Annotated in this window: 20 protein-coding genes and 2 tRNA genes; 3 read left to right on the top strand and 19 right to left on the bottom strand. The window is 72.5% G+C overall.

Annotated features, from left to right (window positions below; translation table 11 throughout):
* Positions 1 to 40: 40 nt before the first annotated feature.
* From AMK33_RS07475 to leuS, 5 genes are all read right to left on the bottom strand, one after another.
* The gene (locus tag AMK33_RS07475; RefSeq protein WP_073931931.1) at positions 41 to 2,572 is read right to left on the bottom strand and encodes a ComEC/Rec2 family competence protein; all 2,532 of its coding nucleotides are present in this window, start codon (positions 2,570 to 2,572) and stop codon (positions 41 to 43) included.
* Positions 2,569 to 3,519: a ComEA family DNA-binding protein gene (locus tag AMK33_RS07470; RefSeq protein WP_235618002.1), complete on the bottom strand. Its 951-nt coding sequence runs from the start codon at positions 3,517 to 3,519 to the stop codon at positions 2,569 to 2,571. The genes AMK33_RS07475 and AMK33_RS07470 overlap by 4 nt, the downstream gene beginning before the upstream one ends.
* Before the next feature lie 514 nt (positions 3,520 to 4,033).
* Positions 4,034 to 4,879, bottom strand: coding sequence for a DegV family protein (locus tag AMK33_RS07465; protein ID WP_073931930.1), 846 nt, complete (start codon positions 4,877 to 4,879; stop codon positions 4,034 to 4,036).
* Between the two features lie 83 nt (positions 4,880 to 4,962).
* Positions 4,963 to 5,679, bottom strand: coding sequence for a hypothetical protein (locus tag AMK33_RS07460; RefSeq protein ID WP_073931929.1), 717 nt, complete (start codon positions 5,677 to 5,679; stop codon positions 4,963 to 4,965).
* Between the two features lie 222 nt (positions 5,680 to 5,901).
* The gene (gene leuS, locus AMK33_RS07455; protein ID WP_073931928.1) at positions 5,902 to 8,778 is read right to left on the bottom strand and encodes a leucine--tRNA ligase; all 2,877 of its coding nucleotides are present in this window, start codon (positions 8,776 to 8,778) and stop codon (positions 5,902 to 5,904) included.
* A gap of 482 nt (positions 8,779 to 9,260) precedes the next feature.
* Here leuS and AMK33_RS07450 point away from each other — a divergent pair, with 482 nt between their 5' ends.
* Positions 9,261 to 10,559, top strand: a complete 1,299-nt coding sequence (locus AMK33_RS07450; protein ID WP_073931927.1) for a ferric reductase-like transmembrane domain-containing protein — start codon at positions 9,261 to 9,263, stop codon at positions 10,557 to 10,559.
* A gap of 184 nt (positions 10,560 to 10,743) precedes the next feature.
* On the top strand, positions 10,744 to 12,354 hold the full coding sequence (locus tag AMK33_RS07445; protein ID WP_073931926.1) for an NADH-quinone oxidoreductase subunit NuoF family protein: 1,611 nt from the start codon (positions 10,744 to 10,746) through the stop codon (positions 12,352 to 12,354).
* Positions 12,355 to 12,455: 101 nt separating this feature from the next.
* On the opposite strand, the gene AMK33_RS07440 is transcribed toward AMK33_RS07445, so the two are convergent.
* The 9 genes from AMK33_RS07440 to AMK33_RS42780 form a co-directional block, all read right to left on the bottom strand.
* Positions 12,456 to 12,528: transfer RNA gene (locus tag AMK33_RS07440), tRNA-Ala, on the bottom strand.
* Between the two features lie 142 nt (positions 12,529 to 12,670).
* The gene (locus AMK33_RS07435) at positions 12,671 to 12,904 is read right to left on the bottom strand and encodes a hypothetical protein (protein WP_019523121.1); all 234 of its coding nucleotides are present in this window, start codon (positions 12,902 to 12,904) and stop codon (positions 12,671 to 12,673) included.
* A gap of 3 nt (positions 12,905 to 12,907) precedes the next feature.
* Positions 12,908 to 13,081, bottom strand: a complete 174-nt coding sequence (locus AMK33_RS41195; RefSeq protein ID WP_006136075.1) for a hypothetical protein — start codon at positions 13,079 to 13,081, stop codon at positions 12,908 to 12,910.
* Between the two features lie 202 nt (positions 13,082 to 13,283).
* Positions 13,284 to 13,356 (bottom strand) — tRNA-Ala (locus AMK33_RS07430).
* A gap of 131 nt (positions 13,357 to 13,487) precedes the next feature.
* Positions 13,488 to 14,156 (bottom strand): histidine phosphatase family protein, encoded by a 669-nt coding sequence (locus AMK33_RS07425; RefSeq protein WP_073931925.1) that lies wholly within the window; start codon positions 14,154 to 14,156, stop codon positions 13,488 to 13,490.
* Positions 14,153 to 14,599 carry a ribosome silencing factor gene (gene rsfS, locus AMK33_RS07420; protein WP_073931924.1) on the bottom strand — a complete coding sequence of 149 codons (447 nt, stop codon included), beginning with the start codon at positions 14,597 to 14,599 and terminating at the stop codon, positions 14,153 to 14,155. Before rsfS ends, AMK33_RS07425 begins: the two co-directional genes overlap by 4 nt.
* 94 nt (positions 14,600 to 14,693) lie before the next feature.
* A complete protein-coding gene (locus tag AMK33_RS07415; protein ID WP_073931923.1) occupies positions 14,694 to 16,424 on the bottom strand; it encodes a LytR C-terminal domain-containing protein in 1,731 nt (576 codons plus the stop codon).
* Positions 16,425 to 16,440: 16 nt separating this feature from the next.
* Complete coding sequence (gene nadD, locus AMK33_RS07410; protein ID WP_073931922.1) at positions 16,441 to 17,079, bottom strand: nicotinate-nucleotide adenylyltransferase; 639 nt, start codon at positions 17,077 to 17,079, stop codon at positions 16,441 to 16,443.
* Positions 17,080 to 17,139: 60 nt separating this feature from the next.
* Entirely contained in the window at positions 17,140 to 17,304 is a 165-nt protein-coding gene (locus AMK33_RS42780; RefSeq protein ID WP_167748553.1) for a hypothetical protein, read from the bottom strand.
* Positions 17,305 to 17,665: 361 nt separating this feature from the next.
* Between AMK33_RS42780 and AMK33_RS07405 the strand changes: the two genes are divergently transcribed.
* The gene (locus tag AMK33_RS07405) at positions 17,666 to 18,793 is read left to right on the top strand and encodes a M48 family metallopeptidase (RefSeq protein WP_073931921.1); all 1,128 of its coding nucleotides are present in this window, start codon (positions 17,666 to 17,668) and stop codon (positions 18,791 to 18,793) included.
* Positions 18,794 to 19,047: 254 nt separating this feature from the next.
* On the opposite strand, the gene AMK33_RS07400 is transcribed toward AMK33_RS07405, so the two are convergent.
* The 5 genes from AMK33_RS07400 to proB all read right to left on the bottom strand — a co-directional run bounded on the left by AMK33_RS07400 (position 19,048) and on the right by proB (position 23,941).
* Positions 19,048 to 20,121 carry an SCO2583 family membrane protein gene (locus AMK33_RS07400; RefSeq protein WP_073931920.1) on the bottom strand — a complete coding sequence of 358 codons (1,074 nt, stop codon included), beginning with the start codon at positions 20,119 to 20,121 and terminating at the stop codon, positions 19,048 to 19,050.
* 87 nt (positions 20,122 to 20,208) lie between these two features.
* Positions 20,209 to 20,787 (bottom strand): SCO2584 family spore wall biosynthesis protein, encoded by a 579-nt coding sequence (locus tag AMK33_RS07395; RefSeq protein WP_443030906.1) that lies wholly within the window; start codon positions 20,785 to 20,787, stop codon positions 20,209 to 20,211.
* A gap of 99 nt (positions 20,788 to 20,886) precedes the next feature.
* Positions 20,887 to 22,173 (bottom strand): glutamate-5-semialdehyde dehydrogenase, encoded by a 1,287-nt coding sequence (locus tag AMK33_RS07390; RefSeq protein WP_073931918.1) that lies wholly within the window; start codon positions 22,171 to 22,173, stop codon positions 20,887 to 20,889.
* A gap of 63 nt (positions 22,174 to 22,236) precedes the next feature.
* Positions 22,237 to 22,701, bottom strand: coding sequence for a hypothetical protein (locus AMK33_RS07385; RefSeq protein ID WP_073932078.1), 465 nt, complete (start codon positions 22,699 to 22,701; stop codon positions 22,237 to 22,239).
* 133 nt (positions 22,702 to 22,834) lie between these two features.
* The gene (gene proB / locus AMK33_RS07380; RefSeq protein WP_073931917.1) at positions 22,835 to 23,941 is read right to left on the bottom strand and encodes a glutamate 5-kinase; all 1,107 of its coding nucleotides are present in this window, start codon (positions 23,939 to 23,941) and stop codon (positions 22,835 to 22,837) included.
* Positions 23,942 to 24,071 lie beyond the last annotated feature (130 nt).

Here is a 24,071-nt window from a genome sequence, read left to right as displayed (position 1 = left end):
TCTATAGACGGAACAGTTGGGGAAACCGGGGCGGGAGACATCAGTGTCGCGCCACCCGCAGTTCCCTGCTCCCGTTCTCGCCGACGGTCACCGCCAGTGCCCCGTCCCTGTCCGTGCGCAGTACCGTCGCTCCGCCGGTACGGAGGGCGGCGACCGTGTTCGGGGCGGGGTGCCCGTACGTGTTGTCCTCCCCCGTGCTGATCAGCGCCAGCCGTGGGGCCGCGCGGCGTATGAGGTCCGGATCTTGGTATGCCGAGCCGTGATGGGCGACTTTGAGGACGTCCACGTCGGTCAGGCTCCCGGCCGCCGGTGATCTCGCCAGGGCACGCTGGGACGGGGGTTCCAGGTCCCCGAGGAGCAGCAGGCGCAGGCCGGCCGTGCGGACCAGCATGGCGACGCTGGCGTCGTTCGGGCCTTCCGACGCGGAGTGGGCTCTCGGTGGGGGCCACACCACCTCCCAGGACAGCTCTCCCGTGCGCCGCGCCTCACCGGCGGCTGCGTGCGTCACCGGGATGTGCCGGGCGGCGGCGAGTCTTCGGACGAACGCGGCCTGGTCGGCGGGTTCTTCGAAGGACGTCGTCTCGACGGCGCCCACCGCGCGTCCGCGCAGTACGCCGGGCAGGCCCGCCACGTGGTCGGCGTGGAAGTGGGTCAGGACCACGAGGGGGATGCTGGTGATGCCGAGGGAGCGCAGGCAGTGGTCGACGAGGGCCGGGTCGGGGCCGGCGTCCACGACCACGCCGGCGTTCTCGCCCGCCGCCAGTACCAGTGCGTCGCCCTGGCCGACATCGCACATCACCATCCGCCAGCCCGGCGGGGGCCAGCCCGTGATCGTCCGGGTGAGGGGCCGTGGCTGTACCACCACCAGTACCAGCAGGAGTGCGCAGGCGGCGCACCACCAGGGGTGTCTCAGCAGCCGCCGGCCCACGAGCAGCGCGAGCACGGTGAGGGCGCCGAGTGCCGCCGCGCCGGTCCAGCCACCGGGCCAGTCCACTCCCGCGCCGGGCAGTGCCGCCCCGGTTCTGGCGACCTGTGCGAGCCACTCCGCGGGCCAGCTCGCGCACCAGGCCAGTGCCTTCGCCACCGGCATCGCCACCGGCGCCGTGGCCAGGGCCAGGAAGCCCAGCACCGTGGCCGGCGCGAGCGCGAACTCCGCGAGCAGGTTGCACGGGATCGCCACCAGGCTCACCCGCGCCGCCAGCACGGCGACCACCGGCGCGCACACGGCCTGCGCGGCACCCGCGGCGGCCAGTGCCTCCGCGAGGCGGGGCGGCACCCCGCGCCGCCGCAGTCCCGCGCTCCAGCGCGGCGCGAGCGTGAGCAGCGCGCCGGTGGCCAGCACGGAGAGCAGGAAGCCGTAACTGCGGGCCAGCCACGGGTCGTACAGCACCAGGAGCAGGACGGCCGTCGCCAGCGCCGGGACCAGTGATCTGCGGCGGCCGGTGGCGAGCGCGAGCAGGGCGACGGATCCGCAGGCGGCGGCCCGCAGCACGCTGGGGTCGGGCCGGCACACGACGACGAAGGCGAGGGAGAGTGCCGCGCCGAGGAGCGCGGTGGCCCGCAGGGGGATGCCGAGGCGGGGTGCGAGTCCGCGTCGCTCGGCCCGCTGGGCCAGGCCGGGCGGGCCGAGGAGCAGGGCGAGGAGGATGGTGAAGTTGGCGCCGGAGACGGCGAGCGTGTGGGTGAGGTCGGTCTCCCGGAACGCCTCGTCCAGTTCCGGGGTGATCCTCGCGGTGTCGCCCACGACCAGGCCGGGCAGCAGCGCCCGCGCGTCCGCCGGCAGTCCGTCGGTCGCCTCCCGCAGTCCGGCCCGCAGCCGTCCCGCCAGCCGTTGCGGGCCCGACGGCCGGCCCACGGTCTCCGGGCCGTCGCGGCCCTTCACCCGCAGCACGGCCGCGAACCGGTCGCCGCCCGCCCTCGCCGGGGCGAGCCGTGCCTCGACGCGGAGGCGGGTGGAGGGCAGGAGGGCGAGCCAGGGGGAGCGGTTCTCGGCGTCCGGTGCGGTGCGCCCGGACGAGCCCGGGTCGACGATCAGCAGTACGGGCGTGCGGGTCGCCTCCGCCGTGCCGTCGGCCCGCTCCACCCGTCGTACGTCGGCCTCGATCAGTACGGATGCCGGGGCCATGTGGTTGCCGCTGACCCTGGGTCGGGTGAGCCGGGGGTCGGAGGTGATCTCGACCTCGGCGGTCACCGGGGCGTACTCCCGCGCCAGTGCGGGCACGGGGCCCCGTCGCAGGTCCGCGCCGTGCAGCCCCGCCGATCCGGCGGCCGCCGCGACGCAGAGCAGGACGGCGGCGGTGGCGTGGGCGGTGGCCCGTCCCCGCCCGGTCAGGCGGCTGCGCGCCACGAGGAGAGCGCCGGCCGTCAGCAGGGAGACGATCACCGCGCCCGCCGCCCGGCCGGGCGGGGCGTGCAGCATCACGGCGGCCGTGGCCCAGGCGGCCAGTGCGGGCGGGACCAGTCGCAGGTCCGTCGGTCCCTCCTGCCTCGGGTGCGCGGCTCCGAGCCGCCTCCCGGAGGCGGCGTGGACGTGCTGCCGGGCGGTGGGCTCGGCGTTCGGCTCGGTGCTCATGGCCGTACGAGGTTCCGCAGGTCCGCGAAACGACGGTCGCCGATGCCGTTCACCTCGCGGAGTTCGTCCACCGCGCGGAAGCCGCCGTTGCGGGTGCGGTAGTCGAGGATGTGCTGGGCCAGCACGGGGCCCACTCCGGGGAGAGCGTCGAGCTGGTCGAGGGTGGCGGTGTTGAGGGACACCGGTGCGGTGGGACCGGCTCCCGCCGCCGTACCCGTACCGCCGCCGGGTGCCGCCGCGGCCGGTACCGGGCCGCCTACGACCACCTGCTCGCCGTCGACGAGGAAACGGGCGCGGTTCAGGGTGTCGGTCCTGGTGCCGGGCCGTACACCGCCGGCCGCTCGCAGCGCGTCCTCGACGCGTGAACCGGCGGGCAGGCGGTGGATTCCCGGGTCCCGCACCTTGCCGCTGACGTCGACGACGATCTCGGGGCCAGCCGAGGCGCCCGCCTTCGCCGTGTGACCGGCTGATCGGCCTCCCTCGCCGTCCGTGCTCCGCTCCCCGTGAGGCACTGCCGCCCGTACCACCTCCGGCGCCCGTACCGGCTGGGTGCGCCCGGCCCAGAAGTGCTGCACCGCGAATCCCACGGCCAGCACCAGCAGTGCCGACAGCGCGATCACGCTCCGCCGTTCCAGCCCGCAGCGTGTCTGCACCCACAGCGGCAGGCGCTCTCGTAACGCGAGCCCCACCCGCTGCCGGCCCGAGGCCCTCTCGTGCTCTCCTGGCTCCGCGAAGTCGGCGTCGTCGTCCGCCGGACCCGCGTCGCCGCCCTGCCGGGCCGACGGGTGCGCCCCGGTCACCGGCCGGTCCCGGGCGGCCCGCCGGTCCACGGTCACGGCACGTCCCGGCCCTGCCGACCGGCCCGCGTCCGCCACCCGGTCGACAATCCTCGCGCCTCCCACGGCCACCGGCCGGATCACCCCGGACTGCCGGCCCACCACCGCCATCGGGTGGTCCCCGGCCGCCGAACGCCCCGCGTCGGCCGGGGCGTCCTCGACCGCCGGGCGTCCCCCCGGCGCTGAAGGATCCCGTGCCGACGCGCGGCCCGCGGTCGACGCACGGTCGGCGCCGCTGCTCCCCCGGCCCACGGTCACCGTCCGGTCCGCCGTGCCCGGAGCGTCGGACCGGGTGATGCGGCGTGTGCCGGACCGCGTCCAGCTCGGGGGGCGCCTGCCGTGCGCGGACCTGTCGTCGAACAGTGACTCCGCGCGGCGCCGGAGTTCGTCCGCCGTCGCTTCGCGGTTCCGGCCGCGGGGCCCGGTCGGCCTGCGGTGGCGGGCGCGGCCGTCGGAGGCGGGTGGGCGGCCCGGGCCGCTGGTCGCCGTCGCTGTGCGTGAGCGTGATCGAAGTGCCATGCCAGGAGGATCCGGCAGATCGGCCCACTCGCGATGATCTTGCTCGATTTCCGGGGACTACCGCCCGGTTGTGGACAACTCCGTCACCCGTACGAGCACACCGGCCTCACCGGGCCGAGACCACGACCCCCAGCAGTCCGGGCCCCGTGTGCGCCCCGATCACCGCGCCCACCTCGCTGACATGCAGGTCGGCCAGTCCCGGCAGCCGGGTCCGCAGCCGGTCGGCGAGGGCCGACGCGCGCTCCTGCGCGGCGAGATGGTGGACGGCGACGTCGACCTCCGCCCCGCCCGCCCGTTCGGCCGCGATCTCCTCCAGGCGGGCGATCGCCTTCGACGCCGTACGCACCTTCTCCAGCGGTTCGATACGGCCGCCCGCGAGCTGCAGCAGCGGCTTGACCGCGAGGGCCGAGCCCAGCAGGGCCTGCGCGGCGCCGATCCGGCCGCCCCGGCGCAGGTAGTCGAGCGTGTCGACGTAGAAGTAGGCGGACGTGTCCGCCGCCCGCTTCTCCGCGGCCGTGACCGCCTCGTCCACCGTGCCGCCCGCCTCCGCGGTCTCCGCAGCCGCCAGCGCGCAGAACCCGAGCGCCATCGCGATCATGCCGGTGTCCACCACCCGTACCGGCACCGGAGCCTGCCGGGCCGCGACGACCGCCGCGTCGTAGGTGCCGGAGAGCTCGGCGGAGAGGTGGAGGGAGACGATGCCGGTCGCGCCGGACTCGGCGACCCTGCGGTAGGTCTCGGCGAACACCTCGGGGCCGGGCCGTGAGGTCGTGACCGGGCGCCGCTTCTGCAAAGCCTGGGCGAGGGAGCGGGTGGAGATCTCGGTGCCCTCTTCGAGCGCGCGGTCGCCGAGGACCACGGTCAGGGGTACCGCCGTGATGCGGTGCCGCTCCATCGTCCGGGCCGGCAGGTAGGCCGTTGAATCGGTGACGATCGCGACATGGCGGGACATGAGCTGGAGGTTACCTGCCGTGGTGCCCGTGCGGCAGCCCGGCCTCGCGGGGCGGGTCCGACGGTGGCCGGATCAGGGGGTGCTCACGTGGTGCTTTCGGGGCGGGGCTTCTTCTGCCAGGAGTAGGTGGGACGCGGTGCCGGCGGGGTGATGGCGGGCCGGGCGGTCCGCTGTTCCGGTTCCTTCGCCGAGGCGGGCTCCGGGGCGTCGGCGGCGGGGGTCTCGGGCCAGGGCGGGGGTGCCGGGTGCTGCTCCGTGGTGGTCCAGTGGCGCAGGGCCCCGGCCTCCATGTCGATCTGCTCGCTCAGCGAGTCCAGGTCGTCGGAGGCGAAACGGCGGGCGCGGTCGCGGGCCGCCCAGCGCAGGGAGTCCGCGGCGCTCGTGATGCGCTCGGTGCGCTCGCGCAGCTCGGGCAGCCGGGCGGCGAGGGTGGTGCGGTCCGGTTCGGACTCCAGGCGCCTGAGTTCGCCGTCCAGTTCGTGGCCGTGCGCGCTGAGCCGCTGGAAGAGGCCGAGGGACTCCTTGAGGGACTCGTCCTCGGCGACGGCGGCCTCCAGGGCGTCCTGGGTGGCCCGCATGGAGGTGCGCAGTCCCAGCCGGAGCTGGGCGATCTCGCCGGCCGGGCCGGGCTGCGCGAAGGCCTTGGCCCGCAGGGTGTGGTCCTCGACCGTGCGGCGGGCCTGGGTGATGTGGCGGTCCGCGCTGCGCTTGGCGGCGCCGACGACCTTCACCGTGGCATAGGCGCCGAGCACGACGAAGAGCACGAAGAGCAGGGCGACCACTGCGAACACCGCTTCCACGAAGCTCCTCCTCCGGGCCCCTTCGGCCTGTCCCGGCGCACTTCGCGCCGCTCTTCAACGGTAAACGCAGCGGGCAGGTCCGGAGTTCCTGAAGAACCCCGAACCTGCCCGTAGGGGACCACCCGGACCACCCGGACCACCCGGATCACCCGGACGGCCCGGACCACCGGGCTCCCTGAGGCCCGTCCGGCGGATCACCGGACGGGCCCCGAAACGCTCACCTCACGCCGGGACGATGTTCACCAGCTTCGGCGCCCGGACGATCACCTTGCGGATCCCGGCCCCGTCCAGTGCCGCGACGACCCGCTCGTCGGCCAGCGCGACCTTCTCCAGCTCGTCCTCGGCGATGCCCGGGGACACCTCCAGCCGCGCCTTGACCTTGCCCTTGATCTGCACGACACAGGTCACGGTCTCGTCGACCACGTACACCGGGTCGGCGACCGGGAAGTCCCGGTGCACCACCGAGTCCGTGTGCCCCAGCTTGCGCCACAGCTCCTCGGCGATGTGCGGGGCCAGCGGGGCGACCAGCAGCACCAGGGACTCCGCGACGGGGCGCGGCAGCGCGTCTCCCCGCTTGGTCAGGTGGTTGTTCAGCTCGGTGACCTTGGCGATGGCGGTGTTGAAGCGCATGCCCTCCAGGTCGCCGCGCACGCCGTCGATCGCCTTGTGCAGGGCACGCAGGGTGTCCTCGTCGACGTCGTCGGTGTCGACGACGGTGACTTCACCGCTCGCCTCGTCGACGATGTTGCGCCACAGCCGCTGCAGCAGCCGGAACTGGCCGACCACCGCGCGGGTGTCCCACGGCCGGGAGACGTCCAGCGGGCCCATGGCCATCTCGTACAGGCGCAGCGTGTCGGCCCCGTACTCGGCGCAGATCTCGTCCGGAGTGACGGCGTTCTTCAGGGACTTGCCCATCTTGCCCAGCAGCCGGGAGACCCGCTCGCCCTGGTACCAGTAGCCGCCGTCGCGCTCCTCCACCTCGGCGGCCGGTACGGCGATGCCCCGGCTGTCGCGGTAGACGTAGGCCTGGATCATGCCCTGGTTGAACAGCTTGTGGAACGGCTCCGCCGACGACACGTGCCCCAGGTCGAACAGCACCTTGGACCAGAAGCGGGCGTACAGCAGGTGCAGTACGGCGTGTTCGGCGCCGCCGACGTACAGGTCGACGCCGCCGTGCGGCATGCCCTCGCGCGGGCCCATCCAGTACTGCTCGATGGCCGGGTCGACCAGCTTCTCGCTGTTGTGCGGGTCCAGGTAGCGCAGCTCGTACCAGCAGGAACCGGCCCAGTTGGGCATGGTGTTGGTCTCGCGGCGGTACTTCTTCGGCCCGTCGCCCAGGTCCAGGGTGACGTTGACCCAGTCCTCGTTGCGCGACAGCGGCGTCTCGGGCCGGGTGTCGGCGTCGTCCGGGTCGAAGGTGCGCGGGCTGTAGTCATCGACCTCGGGCAGCTCCAGCGGCAGCATCGACTCGGGCAGGGCGTGGGCGACGCCGTCCTCGTCGTAGACGATCGGGAAGGGCTCGCCCCAGTAGCGCTGCCGGCTGAACAGCCAGTCGCGCAGGCGGAAGTTGACGGTGCCCTCGCCGTGGCCCGACCGCTCCAGCCACTCGATGATGCGCGCCTTGGCCTCGGCGACGCCCAGGCCGTCCAGGGAGACCTCGTCGTTCGACGAATCGATGATCTTCGCGTCGTACGAGGAGAAGGCGTTCTCCCACGTGGAGGTGTCCGTGCCTCGGCCGTCGGTCGGCTCGACGATGCAGCGGACGGGCAGCTCGAAGGCGCGCGCGAACTCGAAGTCGCGCTGGTCGCCCGCCGGGACGGCCATGATCGCGCCGGTGCCGTAGCCCATCAGGACGTAGTCGGCGATGAAGACGGGGACCCGCTCGCCGTTGACCGGGTTGGTGGCGTACGCGCCGATGAAGACGCCGGTCTTGTCCTTGGCCTCGGCCTGCCGCTCGACGTCGGACTTGGAGGCGGCCTGCGCGCGGTAGGCGGCGACGGCCTCCGCGGGCGTGGCGTGCCCGCCGGTCCACACCTCGTGGGTGCCCTCGGGCCATTCCTGGGGCGTGAACTTCTCGACCAGCGGGTGCTCGGGCGCCAGCACCATGTAGGTGGCGCCGAACAGGGTGTCGGGGCGGGTGGTGAAGACGGTGATGTTCTCGCCGTCGATCGGGAAGCCGACGCGGGCGCCCTCGGAGCGACCGATCCAGTTGCGCTGCTGCAGCTTGATGGCCTCGGGCCAGTCCAGGGCGTCCAGGTCGTCCAGGAGGCGGTCGGCATAAGCCGTGATCCGCATGTTCCACTGGCGCAGCTTGGCCTTGAAGACGGGGAAGTTGCCGCGCTCGGAGCGTCCCTCGGCGGTGACCTCCTCGTTGGCCAGCACGGTGCCCAGGCCGGGGCACCAGTTGACCGGCGCGTCGGAGGCGTAGGCCAGGCGGTACTCGCCCAGGACGTCGGCGCGCTCGGTCTCGGTCAGCTCGCTCCAGGAGCGGTCGCCGGGGACGCCGCGCTCACCGGACTCGAACTTCTCGACCAGCTCGGAGATCGGGCGGGCCCGCTTCGCCTCGTCGTCGTACCAGGAGTTGAAGATCTGCAGGAAGATCCACTGGGTCCACTTGTAGTAGTCCGGGTCGATCGTGGCGAACGAGCGGCGCTTGTCGTGGCCCAGGCCCAGCCGGCGCAGCTGGGACTTCATGTTCTCCATGTTGGCCTCGGTCGACACGCGCGGGTGCGTGCCGGTCTGCACCGCGTACTGCTCGGCGGGCAGGCCGAAGGCGTCGAAGCCCAGGGTGTGCAGGACGTTGTGCCCGGTCATGCGCTGGAAGCGGGCGAAGACGTCGGTGGCGATGTAGCCCAGCGGGTGTCCGACGTGCAGCCCCGCACCGGAGGGGTACGGGAACATGTCCATGATGAACTTCTTGGGCCTGGCGGCCGTCTCCGGATCACCCGACAGGTCGCCGCTCGGGTTGGGCGCGGCGTAGGTGCCGTCGGCGTCCCAGAAGTCCTGCCAGCGTGCCTCGATCTCGGCCGCCAGGGCGGCCGTGTAGCGGTGCGGCGCGGCCTCCGCGGCTGCGGTGGCAGCGGGGTTCGTCTCGCTCATGATCCTCAATGCTCCATCGATCGTCTCTGCCTGCTGCTGCGAACTTCCCGGAAATGAAAAATCCCCTCGCACAGGAGGGGACGCCGCGCCGATTCCGACCTGCCGGCCACCGGCGGTCGGGACTGATCAGCGCGGCTCGCTAAGCAGAAGGCGTACGGCACGCATGGCGCCAGGGTACCGCAGCCACCGATCCGGCCGCGACGCGCTTCCACGACACGCTGACCCAAGGTCAAAGGTTACTTCGCGTAACGACCGCTAAAGGACATCGCAACGGCCTCATTGTCTTTTGATAACAGCGCAATAACTCAAACCTCGTACTCATCGGTATGACGGCCCTTAGAGTGCGGCAGCGGGACCGCTTTACCGAACCTTCGGAGTCGCCCCATGAACCCTCGTCCAGACAGCAGCCCACCCCCCGCTCGGGGCCGGTCGGCTGCGGCTCCGTCGTGCCCGCTCCGCGTCGGAACGCCGGGAGGCAGGTCGTGAGGCCGGACGACAGCACGGCGGACGACTGGCTCGCCGAGTTCCTCAGTTTCGGTGTGGGCGTCCTGTCCCTGGTCTGCCTGAGCTGCTCGGTGATCTGGGGGCTCGTCGCCCAGGACCGCATCCTGCTCGGCCCCCGTCAGCGGATCCTGGCGCAGGCGGTGCACCGGACGACAGCGGTCGCCTCGATCGTCTTCCTGCTGGTGCACATCGGCATCAAGCTGGGCCAGGAGCACACCACGTGGATCGCCGCGGTGATCCCCTTCGGACTGCTCCTCACCGACGACGAGGCCGTCACCGGCAGGGCCTTCCTCATCGGGCTCGGCACCCTCGCCGGCCTGCTGATGATCTTCGTGGGCATCACCGGTGTGCTGCGCAACCGCTTCGCCTCCCCGGCACCGGTCGCGGCCCGCTGGCGGGCGATGCACATGCTGGCCTATCCGGCCTGGTGCGCCGCGCTGGTGCACGGCCTCTACGCGGGTCGAGCGGCGAAGCCGATCTTCATGATCCTCTACGGGCTGTCCGTGGTCGGCGTCATGGCGGCCCTCGCCGTGCGCGCCTCCCCGCCCCGTGTGAAGCGCAGAATCTCCGACCGGCTCACCGCGCTGCTCGGCGCCGCCGACCAGCAGCGGGCCCGCGAGGAGCGGTTGGAGGAGAGCAGGTCCCGGGCGGCCGGATCCCCCCTGCCGGGATACGGCGGGGGGCGCGGCTCCGCGTGGGGCGACGGGCGTCCGCGCGGGGACGGCGACCGGCGGAGCGAGGGCCCGCGCGGCGGGCGCCCGCTGTACGAGACCGCCGAGCGCGTGCCCGCCCCGGAACCGGCGAACGGCTTCGCGGCCGCCTACCGCGCGGTGTCGGCGCCCGGCCGGCCGCCGGTCGGACAGGCCCCCCTCACCGACGCGACCTCCCGCATGGAACTGCCGCTGGACATGCAGCCCACGGAGGCCATCCCGCGCGTGGACGGCCCCTCCAGCACCTCGGGCAACTGGCCGATCCCGTCCCCGCCGCCGGTCGGCGAGGCCCCGCCGTCGGCGTACGACCCGCTCCAGGACACCGGATACAACATCCCGGCCTATGACAATTCGGCCGCCTCCGGGTTCGGTTCACGTGACGTGCACGACACCGGTGAGACGAACGGCCTCTACGGCACGTACAACCCGAGTGACACGTACAACAGCGGTCCCGCCCCCGCACCGAACCCCGGTGCGTCGTCGTCCTACGACTTCGACGCACCGGGTTCGGGTGAATCCTGGAACACGACGAACACGCCGAACACGCCGTCCGGAGGTTTCAATTGAGCCCTCCCCCAACAACAGCAATGGAAGAGTTGCGCGTGCTTGGTCCTCGCGACGCACGGCAGTCGGGCCACCCGGCCACGTGGTCCGTCTGTCGTCTTCGGGGTGACACCCCGTTTCCCGCCCTGCCACGCAGGAGCCCGATTTCTCTCCCGGCCGAAGCCGGAGGCACCCTCGGAGGTCGCTGGTGAACGAGGCCCTGCCCGACGTACCCGAAGTCCGCGTGGTCGGGCTTCCCCAGCTCACGTCGGGCTTCGACCTTGTCGACCGGCTCGATCTGCCCATGCACCTCAAGGTGCACGGGCCGCTCGAGCCCCTGGGCGGTGAGCAGCTCGCGCAGCTCGCCGAACGCATCAATCTCAGGGGCCGCGGCGGCGCGGGGTTCCCCTTCCACAAGAAGCTGCGCTCGGTCGCCGAAACGGCGATCAAGCGCGGCGTGCGGCCGGTCGTCGTCGTCAACGGCAGCGAGGACGAGCCGGCCTGCCGCAAGGACACGGTGCTGATCAACCGTGCCCCGCATCTCATCCTGGACGGCGCGCTGCTGTGCGCCGAGGCCATGGGTGCCCGCACGCTCGTGGTGGGGGTCACCCGGGAGTCCACCCAGCGCTCCATGGAGGCCGCGCTCGCCGAGCGCGGCCTGAACAACGGCCGCCGCTCCGCGCTGCGCGCCCGCGTGCAGCGCAACCCGGTCCGCATGGTCACGGGCGCGGCGGCCTCCCTGATCCGCTCGATCGACGGCGGCCCGGCGATCCCGCCGGGCCGCAAGACCAGCGCCTCGAAGAACGGCGTCGGCGGCGCGCCCACGCTGCTGTCCAACGCCGAGACCTTCGCCCAGCTCGCCATCGCCGCCCGCATCGGCCCGGAGCGCTACGGCAACACCGGTCTGTACGACGAACCGGGCACCGTGATGCTCACGGTGTCGGGGGCGGTGGCCCGCCCGATGGTGATCGAGGCACCGACGGGTGTGCCGCTGCGCTACATCCTCCAGCTCGCCGGGGCTCCCCCGGTGCCGCAGGGTGTGCTGACGGGCGGCTACCACGGCAAGTGGATCGACGCGGCGACCGTCAACGAGGCGATCGTCTCCCGCAACTCCCTGGATGCCGTGGGCGGTGCGCTCGGCGCCGGGGCGATCCTGCCGATCAGTCAGGACACCTGCCCGCTGGGCGAGTCGCTGCGGGTCGCCCAGTGGCTGGCGGAGGAGAGCGCCGGCCAGTGCGGCCCCTGCTACCTGGGGCTGCCGGCCGCCGCGCGCGGCCTCGAGGACATCCTCAACGGCGGCGGTCCCGCCGCCCTGGAGGCGGTCAAGCAGGTCGCCAAGAACGTGAAGCGGCGCGGGGCGTGTTCGCACCCGGACGGCTCCGCGATGTTCCTGGAGTCGACCATCAAGGCGTTCACCGACGACCTCGCCGCGCATGTCCTCGGCAACGGCTGCGGACGCCCCGTGGCGGGCGTCCTGCCGCTCTTCGAGGGGGGCAGGGCCCCTACGGGCATCCCGGGCGGCGGAGGCGAGGAGAACGGGCCCAGCCGCCAGAAGATCTACGTCGACTGGACGCTGTGCCGGGGCCACGGCCTGTGCGCGGACATCCTCCCGGAGGTGTTCCAGCTCGGCGCGGACGGCTTCCCGACGGTGGCTCAGGCGCAGGTGCCGCGTTTCGCGGAGGCGAAGGCGCTGCGGGCGGTGCGCCGCTGTCCGGCGCTGGCCCTGCGCATCGAGGACGAGTCGCCCCAGGCGAAGGCGCCGTCCCGCAATCTGCCGGTGCTGTCGCAGGGGCGCGGCCGGCGCGCCCTGGGCCGCTGAGACGGGTCCCGGGCCGCTGCGGCGGTCCGGGACAACCAGCGAGGTCCGGAACAACCAGCGAGGGTGGACCATCCGTTCGGATGGTCCACCCTCGACTTCTGTGGAGCTAAGGAGAATTGAACTCCTGACCTCCTGCATGCCATGCAGGCGCTCTACCAACTGAGCTATAGCCCCTTGCTTTCACGCGGCGGAGCCGCGTGTCGTCTGCGTCGCCCGGTTTCCCCGGCGGCGACGCCAACTTTACACGGTCGACCCGGGCCAACACCAAATCGGTTTCGCTTCGCTCACCTATGTCCCGAATTTCCCTCACCGAGGGTTACGCGGTCACGAACGAATAGAAGCGCTTGAGCGTGCAGTGCTCCTCCAGGAGCCGGCCGTAGATCGGCTCCCCCTCGAGTTCGCGGTACGTCTCGATGGGGTCGCCTTTTATGATCAGCGCCCGCGCGCATTCCTCGCACCAGTACTGGTAGTCGGGGTTGAGCGGCTCCATGTCCCGGACGATCGGCGTCCCGCTGCCGCACCAGTCGCACTTCCGCCTGTGTGCACCCATCGGTCAGCTCCAGCTGTGGCCGCAGGCCGTGCACACGTAGGAGATCCCGCCGTTGTCGCCGAGCACCTGGGCGACGTGCGCGGAGCCGCAGGAAGGGCAGCTGAGGCGGGTAGAGGTCCGTCGCGTCGACACCGCTCCGAGGAGGTGGTCGACCTCCTCGAGGATGCTCGCAGGCATCACAACTCCCTCCCGTCGGGCCGCGCCCCCTTCCGGCCGTTTGATTCTGCCACGACCGGGCCGACACGGTCAGCGACGCCGTGGTACCGGTCGGGACACGGCTCGACGCCTCGCAGAGGTATACGCCCGCGAGAGCCGTCCTGCTCAACGGCGGACAACAAAAGATCCCGTCTCCCTGGAGGGAGGCGGGATCTTCGTCATGTGGAGCTAAGGAGAATTGAACTCCTGACCTCCTGCATGCCATGCAGGCGCTCTACCAACTGAGCTATAGCCCCTGGTCGCCGCTGATGCGGCTTCCTGGTGTTCCCTCCCGCTCGGCGGGGCGAACAAGAAGAACTCTAGCCTGTGACCTGCCGGAAAGTGAAATCCGGGTCCCGGGGCGTCCCGGGGCCGGATCGAAGCACTCTCAGTCGTCGTCGCCGAGCACCGGTTCCGGCAGGGTGCCGGCGTTGTGCTCGAGCAGCCGCCAGCCGCGGGCGCCCTCGCCGAGGACGGACCAGCAGCAGTTGGTGAGACCGCCCAGGCTCTCCCAGTTGTGCGGGTCGAGTCCGAGCAGCCGGCCGATGGTGGTGCGGATGGTGCCGCCGTGGCTGACCACGACGAGCGTGCCGTCCTCCGGGAGCTTGTCGACGTGCCGCAGCACCACGGGGGCGGCGCGGTCGGCGACCTCGGTCTCCAGTTCGCCCCCGCCCCGGCGGACCGGCTCACCGCGCTTCCACGCGGTGTACTCGTCGCCGTACCTGGCGATGATCTCGTCGTGCGTCAGGCCCTGCCAGACGCCCGCGTAGGTCTCCCGCAGGGCCTCGTCGAGGGTGACGTCCAGGCCGGTGAGCGCGGCGAGCTCGGCGGCGGTGGCCGCGGCCCGCCTCAGGTCGGAGGCGACGATCGCGTCGGGCTTGAGCCCCGCGAGGAGGCGGGCGGACCGGCGGGCCTGGGCGACGCCGGTCTCGGTGAGGTCCACGTCAGTGGAGCCCTGGAAACGGCGCTCCACGTTCCAGGACGTCTGGCCGTGCCGCCACAGGATGACGCGGCGGCCCCGGCGCGCGGACCCGCTCACCTCACCGGTGGCGCTCACCGCCAGTCACCGCCGGGCTGCGCCGCCTCCTCGGCCTCCCGGAGCTTCGCGTGCTCGGCGGCCTTGCCGCGGGTGGCCTTGGCGTCCTCGGGCAGCTCCAGCTCGGGGCAGTCCTTCCACAGCCGCTCCAGGGCGTAGAAGACGCGCTCCTCGCTGTGCTGGACGTGGACGACGATGTCGACGTAGTCGAGCAGCACCCAGCGGGCCTCGCGGTCGCCCTCGCGGCGGACCGGCTTGGCGCCGAGCTCCTTGCTGAGCCGCTCCTCGATCTCGTCGACGATGGACTTGACCTGACGGTCGTTGGGCGCGGAGGCCAGCAGGAAGGCGTCGGTGATGGACAGCACGTCACTGACGTCGTAGGCGACGATGTCGTGCGCGAGCTTGTCGGCGGCCGCCTGGGCGGCGGTGGTGACGAGCTCGAGGGAACGGTCGGTTGCGGTCACTGCGAGGCTTTCGGTCGGTGGACACTTGCTGTCAAGGGTCTCACGGACCGCCGGGCGCACCCTCCGTAATTACGGAGGGTGCGCCCGGAGCGCGCTACGAGCCGGGGTCGTAGTCCTGGCCGAGGACGACCGAGACGCGGGCGTTCGCGGAGACCTCGCCCTTGGTGACGGAGCCGGCGGGCAGCCCCAGGGTCTTGGCGACCTCGGTGGCGTTCTCCTTCTCGGCTGCGTCGGCGTAGACGACCTTCGAGGTGGTCTCGGCGGCGCCGGCGGTGCCGGCGTCCCGGAAGGTGAAGCCGCCGTTGAGGAGCACCACGCGGGCCTTCTCGGTGTTGTCCTTCGTCCCGGTGGCGTTGCGCACGGAGACGCTGACGGCGGCGTCCTTGTCGGGGCTCTTGGCGGTGCCGCCGAGGACGTCCTTGACGACGCTGTCGCTCGCCTCCGCGGTGAGCGTGCCGTCGTCCTGCACGGGCAGCAGCGCGCTCTTGTGGTCGCCGCCCTTGGCGCGGTCGGAGAGCCGGGCGAGGAAGGAGCCGAGGTCCTTGTCGGTGAGCGGCGGCTCGATGATCTGCCCGAGGGTCTGGATGGTGGTCGTGGCGGCGTCCGGGTCGGAGGTCATCTTGCGCAGGACACCGTGCAGGACCTGCCCGAACCGCTCCAGCTGGGCGTTCTGGGCCTCGCCGGAGCCGCGGTGGGTGGCGTAGGCGACGGCCATCTTGCCGCTGAGGGTCTGGTCCTTCCCCTTCTTGACCAGGGGCGCCTCGCCCTTCTTCTCGGCGTCCGGGTCGGGCACGTCGGTGTCGGTGTCGATCTCGATGTTGCCGACGAGGTCGACGAGGGTGAGCAGGAAGGGGGTGTCCAGCCGCCAGGTGCCCTCGATGTCGGTGCCGAGGACGGTGTCGAGGGCGGTCCTGGTGCCCTCGGAGCCGTCGTCCTCGACCGACTTGGCGAGCGTGGTGGTGGTGCCGTCGTCGGCGGTCAGGGTGAGGGAGTTGGGCAGCAGCACGGTGGTGCCCTGCTCGGTGGTGGTGTTGTCGACGAGCAGGGCGGTGGCGGTGCCGCCGTTGGTGGTGTCGTGCAGGTGTACGACGATGACGTCCCGCTTCTGCGCGCCCGCGGCCGTCGTGGTGCCCGTGCCGGAACCGGAGTCGGACAGGCCCGGCAGCTTCCCGGCGTACCAGAGGTAGCCGACGCCACCGGCCGCGACCAGGGCGAACACCACGACGAGGGCGATGATCCGGCTGCGGGCGCGGCGCTTGGCCTCCTCCCGGCGCTCGGTGCGGTTCTCCGTGAACTTCATCCAGTCGATGACGTCCTCGGAGTCGCCGTCGGGCTCCTCGACGAAGGCGAACTGCTCGGTGCGGTACTCCGGTGCGGGCCCGTCGGGGTCCTGCTCGTCGTCGGCCGGGCCGGGCTGCTGCGGGATGTGCGCGGTCTGCTCGGTGACGCGGGGCTGCTGCCCGGTGTGCGCGGACTGCGCGGTCTGCCCGTAGGGGTCGTACGGGGCGCCCTGGCCGCCCTGGCCGCCCTGGCCGCCCTGCTGGGTGCCGTAGGGGTCGTAGGAGTCGTAGGACGGCGCCTGCGGCTGCTGCGGGGCCCCGGTCCCGGTCCCGTAGGGGTCGTACGAGGGCTGCTGGTGTCCGCCCGTCTGGTACGGGTCGTAGCCGTAGCCCTGCTGCTGGTAACCGTCGTACTGCTGGGCCTGCCGGCCCTGCTGGTCCGTGGCCTGGCGGTAGACAGGCCGGCCGTACTCGTCGTAGCCGACGAGCTCGTACGGGGCGCCGCCCCCGTCGGCCCCGTATCCCGCGTCGTATCGGTCGTTCACCGGTGCCCCTCTCGGCTCACTCGCCGCGGTACAGCTCGCGCTTGTCGATGTAGCGCACGACTCCGTCCGGCACCAGGTACCAGACGGGTTCTCCCTTGGCGACTCTCGCACGGCAGTCCGTGGAGGAGATGGCGAGGGCGGGGACCTCGACGAGCGAGACACCGCCCTCGGGCAGGCCCGCGTCGGTCAGGTGGTGGCCGGGCCGGGTCACGCCGATGAAGTGCGCCAGGGAGAACAGTTCCTCGCTGTCGCGCCAGGTGAGGATCTGGGCGAGGGCGTCGGCGCCGGTGATGAAGAACAGGTCGCTGTCCGGGTTGAGCGCGCGCAGGTCGCGCAGGGTGTCCGTGGTGTAGGTGGGGCCGCCGCGGTCGATGTCGATGCGGCTCACCGAGAACTGCGGGTTCTCGGCGGTCGCGATGACCGTCATCAGATAGCGGTCCTCGGCGGCGGACACCGCGCGGTGGCTCTTCTGCCACGGCTGGCCGGTGGGGACGAACACCACCTCGTCGAGGCGGAACTGCGCGGCGACCTCACTGGCCGCCACCAGGTGCCCGTGGTGGATCGGGTCGAAGGTGCCGCCCATCACGCCGAGACGGCGCCTGCCCTGCCGCGCCGGGCCGCTGCCGGGGCCGGTAGGCATGTCCTGCTCTCCCATGCGTGCAGACCCTACCGGCCCGGCCTGAGCACCCCGTCCGTCAGGGCGGCCGGCGGGGGCTCAGCGGTCGCGGTTGAAGCGGGTGGTGATCCACAGCAGGAGCAGCAGGACGAACAGGGCGCCGCCGCCGGTGAGGTAGGGGTTGAGGCTCTCGTGGTTGCCGCTGTGCTCTCCGCCCTCGGCGGCAAGGGTGGCGAACTGGGCAGCGGTGCTGTGGATGCTCATCTTCGGCAGGACCTATCGCGTGTGGGCGGGATAAAGACGTCGGCTCATCGTATGCGGGCGCCTTCGCGTCGATCACGCCGACTCCGCCGTTGCGGGCCCGGTGGCGGGCGGAAGGAACCTTCCCCGCCGCTCAGTCGTCCTTCCGGCTGTAGCCGCGCAACAGGAACCACGCGGTGAGCGCACAGCCCACCACCATCACGATCAGAAGCACCCGGAGCAAGATCCCCGCACCTCCTCGGCCGTCCCGTCCGTCCGTCACTGCCCGTCCACGGTAACTCCGCCTAGGCTGGGCTTCGCCTCGGGGGAGCGAAGGGCCGTACAAGGGTCCGCGAAGGGTCACTCAGACGCACATGGGGGATACATGTCCGACGGCCATCAGCACAACGGGCACGAGAGCGTGCCGAGCAGGCAGCGCAGGCGCTTCCCCGGGATCTCCACGCGGGCGTACGAGCATCCGGCGGACCGTTCCGCGCTGGTGGCGCTGCGCAAGCTGACCGGTTTCGACACGGTCTTCAAGGCGCTGAGCGGCCTGCTGCCCGAGCGCAGTCTGCGGCTGCTGTTCCTGTCCGACTCGGTGCGGGTCTCGGACCGGCAGTTCGCGCATCTCAACGACATGCTGCGGGACGCCTGCTACATCCTGGACCTGGAGAAGGTCCCGCCGATGTACGTCAAGCAGGACCCGAATCCGAACGCGATGTGCATCGGCCTGGACGAGCCGATCATCGTGGTGACCACGGGTCTGGTGGAACTGCTCGACGAGGAGGAGATGCGGGCGGTCGTCGGGCACGAGGTCGGGCACGCGCTGTCCGGGCACTCGGTGTACCGGACGATCCTGCTGTTCCTGACGTCGCTGGCGGTCCGGGTCGCGTGGATCCCGCTCGGCAATGTCGCGATCATGGCGATCGTGACGGCGCTGCGGGAGTGGTTCCGCAAGTCGGAGCTGTCCGCGGACCGCGCGGGGCTGCTGGTCGGGCAGGATCTGCGGGCCTCGATGCGCGGCCTGATGAAGATCGCGGGCGGCAACCACCTGCACGAGATGAACGTGGACGCGTTCCTGGAGCAGGCCGAGGAGTACGAGTCCGGGGGCGACCTGCGCGACTCCGTACTGAAGATCCTCAACGTGCTGCCCCGCTCGCACCCGTTCACCACGGTGCGGGCGGCCGAGCTGAAGAAGTGGGCGGCCACCCGCGACTACCAGCGGATCATGGACGGTCACTACCCGCGCCGCGACGAGGACAAGGACGCCTCGGTACGGGACTCCTGGCGGGAGTCGGCGAGCAGCTACGCGGACGAGGTGCGCAACTCCAAGGACCCGCTGATGAAGCTGGTCAGCGACATCGCGGGCGGCGCCGGAGACCTGGGCGGCCGGGTCCGCCGCGGCTTCGGCGGCTTCACGTCCTCGGAGCCGAGGCCACCGAAGCAGGGACCCCAGGGTCCGGGTACGCCGTCGGACACGGAGGACGACGGGCCGCCGCGCGACGGCGCGTAGGCCCGGCCGCGGGCCGACGGGCCACGGCGGTCGGCGCCCCGCCACTGACGACGCCGATCGCCCCCGCCGCCCCTTCCCGTCCCGAAACCGGGGCTCCGCCCCGGACCCCGCTCCTCAAACGCCGGAGAGGCTGAATGTCAGCCTCTCCGGCGTTTGAGGAGCGGAGGTTCCGGGGGCAGCGCCCCCGGGGGACGGGAACGGGAAGGGGCGGCGGGGGCGAAGAAACTCCCAGGCCCGAGGCAGCCGCACCGCGCTCACAGCTTCGGCTGGGCACCCGGCGCGAGGGTGCCGCACAGGGCCGGGGCGCTGCCTGTGGCGTACGGGTCGGTGCCGGCGGGGGCGGCCTCCTTCGCCGTCTGGCCCGCCAGCAGTGGGCGCAGCCGGGCGGCGGAGTCCTCGGCGCAGGAGAGCGGGCCGGCCTGGACCTGGGCGACGACGAGTTCCGCCTGGTGCAGGCGCAGGTCGTCGCGGTCGAAGCGGAAGTGCAGTTCGCGCCGGACGGTGAACAGGGACGCCTCGGCGTCCGGGCCCGTGCCGGCCGGGCGCAGCGCGTAGACGAACGTGTGGTCCGTGGTGACCTCGAGGGTGGAGGAGTCGGTCTCGGTGGCCTGCATGGTGCCCTGGACCCGGATCTCGCGGTCGGCCAGCCGCACGCGGGCGGGGTCGAAGCGGACCAGCCAGCCGGTGGGCGCGTGCCGTCCGTCGGCGGTGGGCCGGTCGAAGCTCTGGTCGAACTGGTCGAGCTGCCCGGAGTCGAGCAGCGCCCGCACGGGCCGGGTCTCGCCGCCGGTGAGCACGCCCGGGTCGAGGGCGGACCGCACGAGGTAGTCCTTGGCGGTGAGCAGCGCGGTCACCACCTGGCCGTCGGAGAAGTGCGCGGTGCGCCGGGACGCCGGGAGCGGCACCCCCTCGGCGCCGGGCCGGAACTGCGCCGCCGGACTGTGCGCGTACAGCCGTTCGACGTCGGCGGTGCCGGGGACCTCGCCCTGCGGGGCGAGCGGGACGACGGTCATCCGCAGCGGCTCGGCGGGGTCGTCGGCGGCGGGGTTGCGGTAGGGGTGGCGCAGTCCCATGTAGACGGCGGTGCCGAAGGCCACGGCGATCAGCAGGACCAGGACCAGCGCCTGCCGGGACAGGCCGCCGCGGCTCCGCGGCGGGCGGCGGCGCACGGCGGGCGCGTGGTCGGTGATGCGCTGCTCGGCGGAGTACTCCTGGAGCCGGGCAGCGCGGACGAAGGACTCGTCGAAGACGACGGACCTGTACTCGTCCTCGCCACCTCCGGGGGCTCCCTCGGGCGTCCCCTCGGGTGGGTCCGAAGGCCCTCCCATATCTTCAGGGTAGGTCCGGGAAGGTCCCGGTAAACGCCCGGCCGGGGCGCAAGTTCTGACAGGTTCTCATCAGGCCGGCTGCCGGTCTCAGGGGCCGCCGCGCGGGATCACCGGGACGGTCGGCTGGGAGTAGTCGGCCGACGCGGAGGGCGCCGCGGAGTGCGCCGCCGCGCCGCCCTGCTCCACGCCGGTGGTGGTGGGCGACGGAGCCGGGTCCTGGCGGCCCCCGGAGGCGCCCCGGTAGACGGCCGAGAAGGCGAGCGCGACCATGCCGATGCCCATCACCAGGGCGAGCATCCAGGCGACGGGACGGTGCCAGCGCACCTGCCTGCCGTACGGGCCCGGGGAGCCGTAGTCGTCCTCCAGGACGTCCTCGTCGTCGTCCGGGTCGTCGTAGCCGGAATCGCCCCGGTAGCCGCCGTACCCGTCGTCGTACCGATCACCGCGCGTGCGGGCCCGGTGGGCCTCGGCCTCGGAGGCCTCGGCTCTGGCCTGCGCGGCGGCCAGGAGGCGTTCGACGGCGGTCGGCTCGTGGACCTCGGCCGCCCGCACGAAGGCCTCGTCGAAGACCACGGAGGCGAACTCTTCGTCCGACACCCCGCGGTCGTGGTCGTCGTCGGGCTCCCAGCCGTCAGGGAACGGCGTGCCCCCCACGTCCTCCGGCACAGAACCAGAGTAGACCTGGGGGGTCATTTTGGGCAGACGGTATGGAAATTCATCCGTCTGCTGAGACGGTCCCGCCGCCTCTCGCCCTCCGTTCGCGGGTCAGCGCCGTACGTGACCGTCGCCGGTGACGATGTACTTCGTGCTGGTCAGCTCGGGCAGGCCCATCGGCCCCCGGGCGTGCAGCTTCTGCGTCGAGATGCCGATCTCCGCGCCGAAGCCGAACTGGCCGCCGTCGGTGAACCGGGTGGAGGCGTTCACCGCGACCGTGGTGGAGTCCACCAACTGGGTGAAGCGGCGGGCGGCCTGCTGCGAGGTGGTGACGATGGCCTCGGTGTGGCCGGAGGTCCACAGCCGGATGTGCTCGACGGCCCGGTCGAGGGAGTCGACGACGGCGGCGGCGATGTCGTGGGAGAGGTACTCGGTCTCCCAGTCCTCCGTGGTGGCCTCCACGACGGTGGCGCGGGAGTCCTTGGCGTACGCCATCACGCGTTCGTCGGCGTGCACGGTCACCCCGGCGTCGGCGAGGGCGTCCAGGGCGCACGGCAGGAACTCGGCGGCGATGTCCTGGTGGACCAGGAGGGTCTCGGCGGCGTTGCAGACGCCGACCCGCTGGGCCTTGGAGTTGACCAGGATGTCGACGGCCGTGTCGAGGTCGGCCGCCGCGTCGACGTAGACGTGGCAGTTGCCGGTGCCGGTCTCGATGACCGGGACGACCGACTCCTGGACGACCGTGTTGATCAGGGAGGCGCCGCCGCGCGGGATGAGCACGTCGACCAGGCCGCGGGCGCGCATCAGCTCGCGCACGCTGTCCCGGCTCTCGCCGGGCACGAGCTGGACGGCGTCGGCGGGCAGCCCGGCCCCGTGCACGGCGTCGCGCAGGACGCGCACGAGTGCGGTGTTCGACCGGTACGCGGAGGACGAGCCGCGCAGCAGGACCGCGTTGCCGGACTTCAGGCAGAGGGCGGCGGCGTCGACCGTGACGTTCGGCCGGCCCTCGTAGATGATGCCGACGACGCCGAGCGGCACCCGGACCTGGCGCAGGTCGATGCCGTTGGGCAGGGTGGAGCCGCGGACGACCTCGCCGACCGGGTCGGGCAGCGCGGCCACGTCCCGCACGTCGGCGGCGATCGCGCGCACCCGCTCGGGGGTGAGGGTGAGCCGGTCGATCATGCCCTCGCTGACGCCGGCCTCGCGGGCCCTGGCCACGTCCTGGGCGTTGGCCTCGACGATTTCACTCGTACGGACTTCCAGCGCGTCGGCGATGGCGAGCAGCGCGTCGTCCTTGGTGGCCCGCGGCAGCGGCGCGAGGGTGGCGGCGGCCCCCTTGGCCCGGTAGGCGGCCTGGCTGACCGGGGACATCGAGTCGTACGGCGAGAGCGTGGTCATGGGGGAAGGGTAGTGCGGGCGGCGGGCGCGATCGGCGGTCATCCCGAACCATGAGACACAGGTTCAAAACGGGTGGACGCCGGCAGGGGTCGCCAGGGCCGGCCCGTGGCCCGCCGCGACGCGCTGGTGGTAGGTGGCCCGGTCGATGACCTCCAGGCCGACGATCTCCCAGGGCGGCAGGCCGGCGGTCCGGCGGTGTTCGCCCCACAGGCGCAGCGCCACGGCGGCCGCGTCGTGCAGGTCGCGGGCCTCCTCCCAGTAGCGGATCTCCGCGTGGTCGTCGGCGTAGCGGCTGGTCAGCAGGAAGGGGTGGTCGTGGGCGAGCTGTTCCAGCGCCCGCCGGACCTCCGTGACCGGGGCCGGCCGGCCGGAGACGCTGAGGGTGACGTGCCACAGGCGCGGCAGGTCCCGGGGGTCGCCGCCCTGGAACCGGTCACCGGCCGCGACGCTGCTCAGGGCGCGCTCGTCGCCGGCCGCACGGGAGCCGGCACCGCGAGACGATGTCGTCCCCGGGCGCACTCGTCTCACGACGGCCTCCTTCACGCGCGGACCCACCCGGTGGTCGGGCGGATGTGTCCTCGCAACAAAGTTGAGCAGGCCGCCGGGGCTCGCGGGGCACTTTTGCGGAACGTCCACCACCGAGGGCGGACGTTTCGGCGCATTACGGATGCAGGACCACCAGATCGTCCCTGTGTACGACCTCACGTTCGTACTCCGGCCCGAGATCCCGGGCGAGTTCGTGGGTCGAGCGGCCGATCAGCAGGGGGATCTCCTTGGCGTCGAAGTTGACCAGCCCCCGGGCCACCGCCCGCCCCTCGCCGTCCCGCAGCTCCACCGGGTCGCCCGCGCTGAACTCGCCCTCGACGCCCGCGATCCCGGCCGGCAGCAGCGACTTGCGGCCCTGGACGACGGCGCGGACCGCGCCGTCGTCCAGGGTGAGCGAGCCCTGCGGGGTGGAGGCGTGCTGGAGCCACAGCAGCCGGTCGGCGGAGCGACGCCCTGTGGGGTGGAAGTAGGTGCCGGTGTCACCGCCGGTGAGGGCGTCGGCGGCGTGCACCGCGTTGGTCAGCACCACCTGGATGCCGGCGGCGGCGGCGATCGAGGCGGCCTCGATCTTGGTGACCATGCCGCCGGTGCCGACGCCCGCCTTGCCGGCGCTGCCGATCTCGACGTGGGCGAGGTCCTCGGGACCCCTGACCTCGGCGACGCGGGAGGTGCCGGGGCGGCTGGGGTCGCCGTCGTAGACGCCGTCCACGTCGGAGAGCAGGACCAGCAGGTCGGCGTGGACCAGGTGGGCGACGAGGGCGGCGAGCCGGTCGTTGTCGCCGAAGCGGATCTCGTCGGTGGCGACGGTGTCGTTCTCGTTGACGATCGGGAACGCGCCCATCGCCAGCAGCTTGTCGAGGGTGCGGGAGGCGTTGCGGTGGTGGGCGCGGCGGCTCATGTCGTCGCTGGTCAGCAGCACCTGGCCGACCCGGACGCCGTAGCGCGCGAAGGAGGCGGTGTAGCGGGCGACCAGCAGCCCCTGGCCGACGCTGGCGGCGGCCTGCTGCCGGGCCAGGTCCCGGGGGCGGCGGCGCAGGCCCAGCGGGGCGAGCCCGGCGGCGATGGCGCCGGAGGAGACGAGGACGACCTCCCGTTCCCCGCCGCTTCGCACCTTCGCCAGCACGTCGACGAGCGCGTCCACGCGGTCCGCGTCCAGACCGCCCGCAGCGGTGGTCAGCGACGAGGAGCCGACCTTGACGACGATCCTGCGTGCCTCGCCCACGGCCTGCCTTGCCCCTGCCACCTTGCCGCCCGTCCCTCACATCGTCCGATCGCCCGTCAGGCAATCTACGCGAAGCGGATCGCTCGGCGCTCGGTCGTTCCAGCCTCCGGACACGCGCATCGTGACCGTT

It is taken from the genome of Streptomyces sp. CB02400, from assembly GCF_001905725.1.
Lineage (GTDB): Bacteria > Actinomycetota > Actinomycetes > Streptomycetales > Streptomycetaceae > Streptomyces > Streptomyces atrovirens.
Note: the sequence above shows the minus strand (reverse complement) of the source record. Positions and strands in the feature narration are given on the sequence as shown.